Origin of the sequence: Nostoc sp. 'Peltigera membranacea cyanobiont' 210A (assembly GCF_002246015.1) — a bacterium.
Taxonomy (GTDB): domain Bacteria; phylum Cyanobacteriota; class Cyanobacteriia; order Cyanobacteriales; family Nostocaceae; genus Nostoc.
In genome coordinates this window covers 95,060-107,015 of the sequence record NZ_NOLJ01000011.1, presented here as the reverse complement: position 1 = coordinate 107,015, position 11,956 = coordinate 95,060, and the positions used below count along the sequence as shown (strand labels likewise).

Here is an 11,956-nt window from a genome sequence, read left to right as displayed (position 1 = left end):
ACTCCTATTTAATTGTTAGTTATTTTGAATGGCTTCATCAAGCTTTTGAATTAAATATCGGTAGGGTGCGTCATTATATTCATCATTGTGTAGATAATAATTGACAACAAATTGAAATTCCCAGTCATTTTCTACTTCAGATTTAAGTGTATAAATAAATTCATGGAATTGCTCTCGATCTGTATTGCGGAATATTCCCAAAGTTTCCTCAACAGTTTTGTCAAAGAAATCATTACGAAGTTCTTGTCGATAAGCCAGACTATTAGGACCAAAATTGATAAATCCAGCGTGTTTCTGAAGACTTTGAAAAAAATACTGCATAGACCAAGTACCCGCAACAGCAGAATTATTCTTTGATTTCAGTTCGTGAATATATTCCCAGCAAATTTGAGCCGCTTCACTACAAAGCTCTTGAAAATTATCAGGCGAGGTTTCTCGGAGCAGACCAATAACTAACAGCCGTCGTGTCATCCCATCTTTAATAATCGTTTTATCACGAGTAAAAATAGATGTTTTTGTCAGTTCAGCATTTAATTTAAAACTATCATCACTGAAAGGTAACTTAAATCTCCGAACAGCTTCCTTTAATATCCAAGTTCCATTGAGTATAGGAAATATGCTCAATTTTTCAATAGATTCGTATAAATAATTATTTTCTTTTGTCAAGCTTTCTTTAATCTGATCTCTACACTTTTTGAGGTTTTTTTCCCATAATTGGTTGCCATAACTGTTTAAAAGCCAACTAACTGTGTAACAACCATCTCGATAAACTTTTAGTGCTTCAGCAATTCCCCCTGGATGTCCACCAGTTAAATACAGTAAGTGTCCTGCTAGTAAAGCAAGACTTTCAGAAGTCATCTCTATAGGCTTAAGATATTTTGTTGCTGTATCCTGAATTACTTCCCAGTTAAAAGGAGAGAGTATTAGTTTAGGAAAAGTCCGATCTAATGGGAGATCGATCAAACAACGAGCTGCAATTACAACTCGAAGTCTCCGCGAATTATCTTTAAAGAACTGTAATTCTTTCAAACATTTTTCAATTCTCCAGGCAAATTCCTTAAAGTCATTAAAAAGTTCATTTAAACGTTGCTTTTGTGGGGCACAGCCATCCAGATCGATTAGCAGCACAATACCTTTTTTGCCCTGTGATTGCCATTTAGCCCAATTTCTATGCAATAGTGAACCTAAACGTTCTCCCCAATTTAAATCATGTCCTTCAGGGAGCGTAAGTTGCAGAGAATTTGCTAACCGTTTTTCTAAGTCTTCAATAGTTTCATAACCAGAGATGGGAGCGTAAGCACAACACCATTGCAATTCTTGAAACCGTCCCAGGATCTGTTTGAGAAATTCTGTTTTTCCATAACCTTCAGGTGCTGTCACCAGACGATAAGGAGGAGAATTAATTGCTGTAATTTCATTAATTGCAGCATCGCGATTAGTGAATGGAATATTATCAGATTCAACTTGCACTAAAGATTGTTGATTTAGCTGATTTAACTCTGATTCGATTTTATACATTTCCTCGAATTTATCATCAACTTGCCTTTGCAATTTATTTTTATCTACATCATTGCTCGTCCAAGCCATTTGCTTGCTGAGACTTTCAACCTCACTTTTTAAATTGGCTATTAACTGTTCTAGATAGTTCTTTCGTAAATCTACAGAGATGTTCATTTTATTTAAGTATTAAATTAATAGTTTATGGTATTAAGTTGGCTTTCTACTCGCTCTAGTTCTTGTAAGATACTATCAATTTGGCGTTGGATGATATTGCGATCGCTCGCACTAAGTGTATAGTTGAGTTGATTGTAAGCCACCTCATAATCACTACTAAGAACGTCAAAGTGTTGTTGCAAAGTTTTGATTTTGAGTTGTTGAACTCTACTAGGAATATTCTGGATATGTGCATGGGATGAAATAGACAAGCCGATTTCATTCCATGCTTCAATCAATACATCCGCAGGAATCATGAAAGCAGTTTTGATATCTTCTCGCCGCTTCTCTGCCGCTACTGCCATCCCAACCACTCCTACAAGGGTTTCATCCCATATCGGCGCACCACTAAAACCCGGTTCTATTCTGTAGCCAGTTACCTTACTATCTTCCAGTTGCACCCATCCCTTTCCTTGTCCATCTCGCAACACGCCTGTGGCCCAAACGCCATCATTATGTCCGTTAGGAAAACCGAATATGCGGAAAGGATGCTGCCAAATATTGTTAGCTCTTATTAGTTGGATAGCTTGGGTTTCTTTAGGCAACTGCTCTTCGATTTGCAACCCGGCAATATCTTCAGGCTCAGAGGTTGATGCATTACTGACAACGGGTTGCCAAAAAACAACTTTAGCTTTTAGTTGTTGTCCTGATGCAATTAGGGGGAAATCTAAATAAATATCATTATTAGGAGCTTCAACTATATCTTCTGCTAAAGATAGGGCTGAAGTAACAACGTGAGCGCAAGTCAGAATGTAATTTCGAGTTCGCCCAGAGACTAAAAAACCTACACCAACTACCGCACCATTGGCATGAAAAATCCGCGCGATCGCTGACCTAAAAGTTTGAATATAATTATCTGTATTCGCTACCATACTATGCCTTGTCTTGCTTCCATTTCAAGGTAATTTCGTAGTTAGCTTCACCACTTACAGAGGTAAAAATTGCACCCGCCGCCGCATTTAATTTAATACCAAACTTAACCTCTACCTCATTGGCAGGTGTATTAAGCTGACTCAGTTTGGTAATAATTGCTGAAGCGACAGGTTGTATTTGATCTAATACATCTTCAAATTTCTTTTTAGCTTCAACTACCATTTGCCCTGTGTCTGGTCTAGCAACACGCACAAGAGCATTGCTATTTTCTGGCTCATCAACTTCAGCTAAAAACTTCGTGCCATCTTTGAGAGAAAACTCTGCTATCTGTTTCTGATTCATAGTGAAACCGGTTATTTGGAACTAATAGTTTAATGTGTTGACCATCAAAAGAGTTTGCCGAAAATTTTGTAATTTTATTTTCATTTAATGGTTAACTCGTTAAATACTTCTCTAGCAATTCTTTACTTTTTTCTCCCATTTCATTAAGCTTCTGCCAAGACTCTTCCTACCGATTGTTTATTGATTGACAGCTTACTAGTGTTCTGTCCCAAAAGTTTTCAGAGGTTCGTGGTGTTCAGATCCCCGACTTCTTCAAGAAGTCGGGGATCTCGCAGCCCCGCAAAATTAATGGGACAGACCACTAGTAATCCATTAAGCTAACTTTGCCTGCTACGTAGTAAACACTTAAGTGATTAACACAGGACTAAGGTCTTGACTACAAACTGATTTATCCAGCATCGTTGACTTGATAGCCTACTAGAAGTTTGTGAAGTTTCTAAATAAACTGACCAACTTCCCGCTGCTTGGGCATTACAGGCTGCTTGACTGTCATGTAATAGATTTAATAATTGTTATATTAGTTATATATGTAGCTTTAGTTCAATTAGTAATTATACTGACTAAGCTGGAAAATTGCTTGAATCTAACTAAGTAGGCAAGAATAATAGAACCTATATTACGCAATGTAAATTTAATTAAATTTTCTCGTAGGAACGTTATGTAAACCCTGAAAATCCTAATACCTTCGATCGATGCGCGCCTTATGGTTATCGACTCATGCCATGTCCGGCTAGTGTTTGATGCTGAAGCAGATTGCTGCGAGTTTCCTAAAGAGCTACTATAGAGACAAGTTTAACTATGAATATGGACGAAGTTTAGGAATCCTTGCAGGAGTTACGAACAAAAATATCCCCGACTTATTGAAAAAGTCGGGGATTTCAAGCTGTCGAAACGAGAATGAATATGTGTTGAAGAATTAATTGAATTGCTGGTTTTCGGAAGTACCGAGGAATTTTTCTGACAAACAGTCCATCAATTCGGAGAACAGTTGGCACAAAAATCAGGACTGAATTTACAGTATTGGCTACCTGTCAATTGGTAAGCTGTACAATAAGGAAAACTTGTAAGTTCAATTTTAGCTGCTTGTAATTTGGAACCATTCGCCAATGTTTCAGTAAGTTTGGTTTTATCAGCCAAAAGAATAGCTAAAATCTTCGGTAACGCTATGCAAGCAGCAATATTGAGCAACGTTAGCATTATGCCGTCGATAAAATTCATAGGTAATCATCTCCTGTGAAACATAGGCGATTGCTGTTTTTAGATGCAAACACAATCATTGCTTGCACTCTATGTAAATTAACTTTAACATAAATTTTTGTAAATATAAACGTGGAATTCCTGGAATTATCGTACACAGAAGGGTATGTGGATAATAAGGATGGTTATTGTAGCGGAATAACAAAATAAGCTGGAAAATAATCAGTTTAAAATCTTTAAGTAAGGTGTTATGTCAACAACCCAAACCGCGTCTTCTTTTTTATCTAACATTAACGAGCGAGAACGGCAAGCATTAAAGCGGTTGGTAGATTACACAAATGTGGAATCGTTACCAGAAATTTGGCCTTTGGCAGCTCAACGATTTGGTGATGTTGTCGCTCTCCGCAATCCTCACGCTAAACCAGAGGTAGCGATTACTTATACCCAGTTGGCAGAGCAAATGCAACTATTTGCTGCTGGGTTACAAGGGTTGGGAATAAAGGTAGGCGATCGCATTTCCCTAATTGCTGACAATAGTCCTCGCTGGTTTATTGCCGATCAAGGCATAATGACTGCTGGAGGCGTTGATGCGGTGCGTAGTTCCCAAGCCGAAAAAGAAGAACTGCTGTTTATTATCACTAATAGCGGCAGTACAGCGATCGTCGTTGAAGATTTAAAAACACTTAAAAAACTCCAAGATCGCCTCAAAGATTTACCAATTCAAGTGGTAATCTTACTTTCCGATGAAGCACCACCAACAGACGAAACCCTAAAGGTACTCAACTTTTCACAGTTGCTCGAAATCGGGAAAAGTCATAATTTTGTGCCAGTCAAGCAAAATCGTGACGCTCTAGCAACTCTAATTTATACCTCTGGTACTACGGGTAAACCCAAGGGTGTAATGCTGTCTTATAACAACTTGATGCACCAAGTGATCAGTTTTGGGACAATATTGCAACCAAATGTCGGCGATATCGTTCTCAGTATCCTGCCTTCGTGGCACAGCTATGAACGAACTGTTGAATATTACCTACTATCTCAAGGTTGTACCCAAGTTTATACCAACTTGCGCTTTGTAAAAGGGGATTTGAGACAATTTAAACCCAATTACATGGTCGGTGTACCCCGCCTGTGGGAATCGATTTATGAAGGAGTGCAAAAGCAGTTCCGCGAACAACCAGCCAACAAGCAACGCCTAATTAAATTTTTATTGGGCATTAGCGACAAATATATCAAAGCGCAGCGAACTGCTCAGGGATTGGATTTAAATAATCTTCATGCTTCAGCCGTCGAACGATTAGCAGCTAAGATCCAAGCATCGGCTTTATTACCCCTCCATGCCTTGGGAGAACGACTGGTTTACGCCAAAGTTCGGGAAGCTACAGGAGGACAAGTTAAGCAGATGATTAGCGGTGGTGGTGCGCTTCCCAGACACATAGATAATTTCTTTGAAATTATTGGCGTGCAGATTTTGCAAGGCTATGGCTTGACAGAAACTTCTCCTGTCACCCATGTACGGCGTCCTTGGCGGAATTTGATTGGCGCATCAGGGCTACCACTCCCGGCTACAGAAGCTAAAATCGTCGATCCTGAGACAAAAGCGCCTTTACCAATAGAGAAGCGAGGCTTAGTATTGTTGAGGGGTCCGCAGATTATGCAAGGCTATTACCAAAATCCCGAAGCGACAGCAAAAGCAATTGACGCGGAAGGTTGGTTTGATAGCGGCGATTTGGGTTGGCTGACACCACAAGATGACTTAGTGCTGACTGGCAGGGCGAAGGATACGATTGTATTGACTAACGGGGAAAACATCGAGCCACAGCCGATCGAAGATGCGTGTTTGCGATCGCCATACATCGATCAAATTATGCTCATCGGCCAAGATCGGCGCAGCCTGGGAGCCTTAATTGTCCCCAATGTCGAAGCCTTAGAAAAATGGGCAGCAAGTCAGAATCTAACGCTGGATACGCCCAACAATCAGGTGACTTCCTCAGATAGTCAAAAAATTGACTTGGAGAGTAGAATGATCCAGGATTTATTTCGCCAAGAATTGAATCGGGAAGTCCAAAATCGTCCAGGCTATCGACCGGATGACCGCATCGGAACGTTTAAACTCATCCTGGAACCGTTTTCCATCGAAAATGGCTTGATGACACAAACACTAAAAGTTCGCCGACATGTCGTCACGGAACGCTATCGCGATATTATTGACGGCATGTTTGCCTGATCATTCCACCTGCTAACCGTAAAGAGTGAACGTGAAATATTTATGGATGTCTCCAAATCTAATTTGCTTCTGAAACGCGTCGTTAACGTTAAAGTCATTGTGACTCCTCTCTGGAAAGAGGAAGTACAACAGCAGCTGCAAACCCAGATCAATCAACTCGATCAGCAACTGCAACAGCTAGACGTTGAAGGACAAAGAGCGATCGCAGCAATTCAAAAGCAGAGTCTGCAACCACCTGGGCCTCAGACTCTCCAACAAATTGACAATATCCAACTCCAAGTCAATCAAAAGAAGAGCGAATTTTTAGAGCAGAAAAATCAGTTGCTGCAAAACCTCCAGCAAGTGCAGTTTCTCCAACAAGATCAGGAAGTCAACCAATTCCAAATGGAAGGCTTTTTCCGGGTGGAAATTGGTGATAACCTGATTAGCAAAATGCAAGTCGAAATCGTTCTGCGCGATGGCGTTGTAGAAGAAATTCGCGGCGACATTTAAATTTGTCATTTGTCATTAGTCATTTGTTTTGCTAGCAATGACCAATGACTAATGACAGATGTGATTTAACTTAGTGTGACGGCTCCCAGCCCAACATTCCACCTGGGAGCCAGCCCAAACGATTTGCCACACTGGAGGTGAGCTAATAAAAAGCGATCGCCCAAAGGTTGTCATCTCCGCTCGATATTTAACCGTCCCAACTGAATTATTACCCCGCTTGATTTGCGTAATCGTCACTAACGCCTGATTTGGTTGGGGATAAACTACCTCTATCTTTCGCGATCCTCCCACTGCTATCTCCTCAAAGGCATTCAGGGCAAGGGTAGTAGGATTACTGCCTTGGAGAGATGAGTTAAGTTTTTCTAAAGGTATAGTTTGATAATCGGAACGCTCTGAGAATGCTGCAACTTCCTGAGACTGATGTATTGCTCCCATCTGCTGGGTTTGCTCATCACTAGTCTCAACAATCGGTGCAGATTGCTGGTGCTGGATAATATAAACTCCAGTACCAGCCGTAGCAGAGATACTTAATATCACAATCAAAAAGAATTTCAGCTTTGCCGACATAAAAGTAAACAGGAATTTCAAATAGGTTTATTACCAATTTTGAATTCTAGATTGAACTACATCCTATATCCTCTATCCGTGAGAAGCTCTTGTATCTTAAGTAGTGGTTATGAGGAATATTAAATAGCAATCCCATTTAATCTGTGAGAAACTCATGGTGGTTTTTGCAAGTCAATGACTAACAAGATCGAGATATTAGCTAACCATTGAGGATAGCTCTGTACTATAGACTTCTAAGCTATATTTAGGTTCCTAGAGTCATTAGTGAATAGCCAATGCCCTTCAGGAGTGCTGAGTAGGGAATCTTACTTCTTTACTCAGCACGGGCTAAACCTTAGCTATCCGCTAACGGAACTCGGAACTTGGAACTACTATGCCCAATGCCCAACCTAAAATATAAACAGTCTAAAACTCTCCCATCAAGATACAATTCGATCTGACAAAAACTGTTAAAGTCCATAAACCATTGATTTCCAAACCACCCTATGAGCATTCACGAAGTATTTATGCCGGCGCTGAGTTCCACCATGACGGAAGGCAAAATCGTCTCCTGGGTGAAATCGCCTGGGGACAAAGTGGAAAAAGGCGAAACAGTGGTGGTTGTAGAGTCAGATAAGGCAGATATGGATGTAGAAACCTTTTATGAGGGATTTCTTGCCCATATCATAGTTGAAGCTGGTGAAACTGCCCCAGTAGGATCTGCGATCGCCTTCATCGCTGAAACGGAAGCTGAAATTGAACAGGCGAAATCTCTTGCCAATTCCTCTGGCGCGGCTGCTACTCCTACCTCTTCCCCAGAACCAGTTGCCGCCACAGCCTCAGCCGCAACACCTGCCTTAGCGTCTCAAAACGGGTCTAACCACAAAGAAGGAAGGCTGGTAGCTTCACCCCGTGCCCGCAAGTTAGCCAAAGAACTCAAAGTTGATTTAACTACACTCCAAGGTAGTGGCCCCCACGGTCGTATTGTCGCCGAAGATGTAGAAGCATTGTCTAATAAAGGCAAGCAACCTGCACCTGCCCCAGTTGCTCCACCAGCACCCGTACCAACCAGCGCCCCAGTTGCACCCCCAGCACCTCGCACACCAGCACCTGCACCCGTGGCAGCGGCTGTTCCTGGTCAAACTGTACCTTTAACTACCTTCCAAAATGCCGTAGTGCGGAACATGGTAGCTACTATATCCGTGCCCGTCTTCCGTGTGGGTTATACAATTACCACCGATGGATTAGACAAACTTTATAAACAAATTAAATCCAAAGGCGTGACAATGACAGCGCTATTGGCGAAAGCTGTAGCAGTGACATTGCAAAAACACCCATTGTTAAATGCTAGTTACTCAGACCAGGGTATTGTTTATCATTCTGATATCAACATTTCCGTAGCAGTAGCGATGGATGACGGGGGATTGATTACACCTGTGCTGCAAAATGCAGACGCAGTGGATATATATTCTCTATCGCGTACTTGGAAGTCTTTGGTAGAACGTGCTAGGGCAAAACAACTACAACCCCAAGAATACAACAGTGGTACTTTTACCTTGTCCAATTTGGGGATGTTTGGCGTAGATAAATTTGATGCAATTTTACCGCCTGGACAAGGTTCAATTTTAGCGATCGGGGCATCTCGTCCGCAAGTAGTAGCAACACCCGACGGTTTATTTGGCGTGCGTCAACAAATGCAAGTCAATATTACTTCTGACCACCGGATTATTTATGGTGCCCATGCTGCGGCGTTCTTGCAAGATTTAGCAAAATTGATTGAGACGAATCCTCAATCTTTGACACTGTAATTTTGAAAAGACACCAAATTTAAATGTTAGCGCTATCAGCGAACAGCAGTTTTTCGTAGAGTAGCGCTAACAACAAACAATACTTACGCTTCAATACTACAAACTTTAATTGATTTACGCCTAGCTATTTATCACGAGTGACATACGACAACACCCTAAAATATCTGGTTGAGCAGTATCCAGAAGATTTTATCCGCTACTTACTCGCATCTGAAGCAACGGATATCCAGATTCTCAAAACAGAATTAAATCAAGAACCAATCCGTGCCGACTCAGTAACCTTTTTGCAAACTGCCAATCAAATACTGCATTTAGAGTTTCAAACCTTACCAGCATCCACTCCACCCTTGCCACTGCGGATGTTGGATTATTGGGTGCGGCTATATCGACAATACAATTGTGATATCGAGCAGGTAGTGATTTTTCTTAAACCCACAACTTCAGAAGCTGTCTTTGTAGATCAATTTACTGCCCGCAATACTACCCACCGTTATCGCATCATCCGAATTTGGGAACAAGATCCAGAACCTTTATTGTTATCTCCTGGTTTATTACCTCTGGCAACTTTGGCGCGAACAGATTCTCCTCAAAACTTACTTCAACAGGTGGCAGTTCAAGTGAGTATGATTGAAGAAGAAGCCACCAAGCAGAGTATCTCGGTATGTACCCAACTTCTAGCAGGGTTGGTATTCGAGCCAGAACTAATTCGTCAGTTTTTGAGGAGAGAAGATATGAGAGAATCTGCGATTTATCAAGAAATTCTTGAAGAAGGACTTCAAGAAGGTAGACAAAGAGGCATTGAACAAGGTATTGAACAAGGTATTGAACAAGGTATTGAACAAGGTATTGAACAAGGTATTGAACAAGGAAGACAATCAGAACTAAGGCTAGTGATACGTCTATTAACTCGTCGGCTTGGTTCAATTAATTCTCAGTTACAATCTCGCTTGCAAGAGTTGTCCTTGGCTCAGTTAGAGGACTTGGGTGAAGTATTACTAGATTTTGTCAGTGAAGCTGATTTGATGAATTGGCTAAATACAATAGAAAATTAGAGTTTGCTCTAAACCTTTATACCAGTTACAAAAAAAGTCAGATTTTCGTACCTAGCTCATTGCTCGGTTGCTTCTGCTTCAATTTTTTGACGATACTCTGCTTTTAATTCTGCCATTTGCTCTAGATTGCCGTATAAACAAATAATTCTCCAAAACCAAAAGAATATAAGACTTTAATAAAGATAAAAATGGTGAATATTTTTAACTTTCTATAAACACTAGTAATTTATCATCCACTTATACTTTTTTTTGGATGCAAGTAATACCGCCTAACAATCTCTACATCCAGTCTTGATGAATAATTGGGCAACCTCAGTGATTAATTTATTTTCACTAGCGCTGGCAGATGGCTCTATTTGTTCAGTCGATTCACTTAAAACAATCATTTCTTCCTCAGCGTACCTCTGCGCTTATCTCAGCATACCTCAGCCTTTAAAAAAATAAAAAAGGTGGGCATTACCCACCTGACAAATTTATCCCTTAACACAAAGAACTTGCTTGAGCGTTGCTACAACCTCAACCAAATCCGCTTGATTTGCCATAACTTGTTCTATCGGCTTATAAGCACCAGGAATTTCATCTAAGACACCCTCATCTTTGCGGCATTCTACGCCATTTGTTTGCTCTATCAAATCATCAAGCGTGTAGACATTTTTTGCCTTATTTCTAGACATCAAACGTCCTGCACCATGAGAACAAGAACAAAAACTATGAGCATTACCTTTACCCTTAACGATAAAAGATTTCGCCCCCATCGAACCAGGAATAATCCCATAATCTTCAGTCTGGGCGCGGACTGCACCCTTACGAGTGACGTATACATCCTCGTCAAAATGCACTTCTTTTTCGGCGTAATTGTGATGACAATTAACCTGCAATAAAGGTTTAGTTGCCTTCCCACCTGCCAGATGCTTCTCAACTATGTGCTTAAAACGCGCCATCATTACATCGCGGTTGACACGCGCATAGTTTTGTGACCATTGTAAATCATGCCAATATGCTTGGAATTCTGGTGTACCAGCGACAAAGTGAGCCAAATCTGGGTCAGGCAATTTATTACCTGCCATTTTTGCTAATTCTCTGGCTGTGTGAATATGACACTGGGCGAGTTTATTGCCAATGTTACGCGAACCAGAATGCAGCATCAGCCAAACTTGATTCTCTGTATCGAGGCACACTTCAATAAAGTGATTTCCTCCACCGAGAGAACCCATCTGTTTCATTGCTTTACTTTGTAGGTCTTGCACACCGCGATGCAAGTCTTTAAAATTATCCCAGTGTTGCCAATTACTGACGGATTTTTCAACGTCTTTATTTTCGTTAAATCCAGTTGGAATTGCTGCTTCAATATCCAAGCGTATTTTCTTCAGTTTACCTTCTAGTTGTTCGGCGGTAAATGCTGTTTTGATAGCGCTCATTCCGCAACCAATATCCACACCGACAGCCGCTGGGATAATTGCCTCTTTGGTTGCAATTACAGAACCCACTAAAGCACCTTTTCCTAAGTGAACATCTGGCATTAATGCCACGTGCTTAAATACAAATGGTAATGATGCCACATTCTTAGCCATCCTGGTTTCTTCTGGGCTCAAAGAGTGATTTGCCCAAGATAAAACGGGTGCTGGTGTGGTAATTTCTAACTTTTCGTAGGGCATAATCGTTTCTATTTTGGATTTTAAATTTTAGAGTTTGGATTGGGTATTGGG

At 40.8% G+C, this 11,956-nt stretch carries 10 protein-coding genes; 4 read left to right on the top strand and 6 right to left on the bottom strand.

Annotation, left to right across the window (positions count from 1 at the left end):
- Positions 1-15: 15 nt before the first annotated feature.
- The 4 genes from CDG76_RS29380 to CDG76_RS29365 form a co-directional block, all read right to left on the bottom strand.
- Positions 16-1,674 carry an ATP-binding protein gene (locus tag CDG76_RS29380; RefSeq protein WP_094352375.1) on the bottom strand — a complete coding sequence of 553 codons (1,659 nt, stop codon included), beginning with the start codon at positions 1,672-1,674 and terminating at the stop codon, positions 16-18.
- A 17-nt stretch (positions 1,675-1,691) separates the two neighbouring features.
- The gene (locus CDG76_RS29375; protein ID WP_094352374.1) at positions 1,692-2,585 is read right to left on the bottom strand and encodes a trypsin-like peptidase domain-containing protein; all 894 of its coding nucleotides are present in this window, start codon (positions 2,583-2,585) and stop codon (positions 1,692-1,694) included.
- Between the two features lies 1 nt (position 2,586).
- Positions 2,587-2,928: a CU044_2847 family protein gene (locus CDG76_RS29370; protein ID WP_094352373.1), complete on the bottom strand. Its 342-nt coding sequence runs from the start codon at positions 2,926-2,928 to the stop codon at positions 2,587-2,589.
- Between the two features lie 972 nt (positions 2,929-3,900).
- Entirely contained in the window at positions 3,901-4,146 is a 246-nt protein-coding gene (locus CDG76_RS29365) for a hypothetical protein (RefSeq protein WP_094352372.1), read from the bottom strand.
- Positions 4,147-4,375: 229 nt separating this feature from the next.
- Between CDG76_RS29365 and CDG76_RS29360 the strand changes: the two genes are divergently transcribed.
- The gene (locus CDG76_RS29360) at positions 4,376-6,352 is read left to right on the top strand and encodes an AMP-dependent synthetase/ligase (RefSeq protein WP_094352371.1); all 1,977 of its coding nucleotides are present in this window, start codon (positions 4,376-4,378) and stop codon (positions 6,350-6,352) included.
- Between the two features lie 42 nt (positions 6,353-6,394).
- Positions 6,395-6,844 (top strand): YlqD family protein, encoded by a 450-nt coding sequence (locus CDG76_RS29355; protein WP_012412623.1) that lies wholly within the window; start codon positions 6,395-6,397, stop codon positions 6,842-6,844.
- A 48-nt stretch (positions 6,845-6,892) separates the two neighbouring features.
- Here CDG76_RS29355 and CDG76_RS29350 read toward each other — a convergent pair whose 3' ends face one another.
- Positions 6,893-7,411 carry a hypothetical protein gene (locus tag CDG76_RS29350; protein WP_094352370.1) on the bottom strand — a complete coding sequence of 173 codons (519 nt, stop codon included), beginning with the start codon at positions 7,409-7,411 and terminating at the stop codon, positions 6,893-6,895.
- Positions 7,412-7,896: 485 nt separating this feature from the next.
- Between CDG76_RS29350 and CDG76_RS29345 the strand changes: the two genes are divergently transcribed.
- On the top strand, positions 7,897-9,198 hold the full coding sequence (locus CDG76_RS29345; protein WP_094352369.1) for a dihydrolipoamide acetyltransferase family protein: 1,302 nt from the start codon (positions 7,897-7,899) through the stop codon (positions 9,196-9,198).
- 137 nt (positions 9,199-9,335) lie between these two features.
- Positions 9,336-10,250 (top strand): Rpn family recombination-promoting nuclease/putative transposase, encoded by a 915-nt coding sequence (locus CDG76_RS29340; RefSeq protein WP_094352368.1) that lies wholly within the window; start codon positions 9,336-9,338, stop codon positions 10,248-10,250.
- Between the two features lie 473 nt (positions 10,251-10,723).
- On the opposite strand, the gene CDG76_RS29335 is transcribed toward CDG76_RS29340, so the two are convergent.
- Positions 10,724-11,905 carry an RtcB family protein gene (locus tag CDG76_RS29335; RefSeq protein WP_094352367.1) on the bottom strand — a complete coding sequence of 394 codons (1,182 nt, stop codon included), beginning with the start codon at positions 11,903-11,905 and terminating at the stop codon, positions 10,724-10,726.
- Between the last annotated feature and the right edge of the window lie 51 nt (positions 11,906-11,956).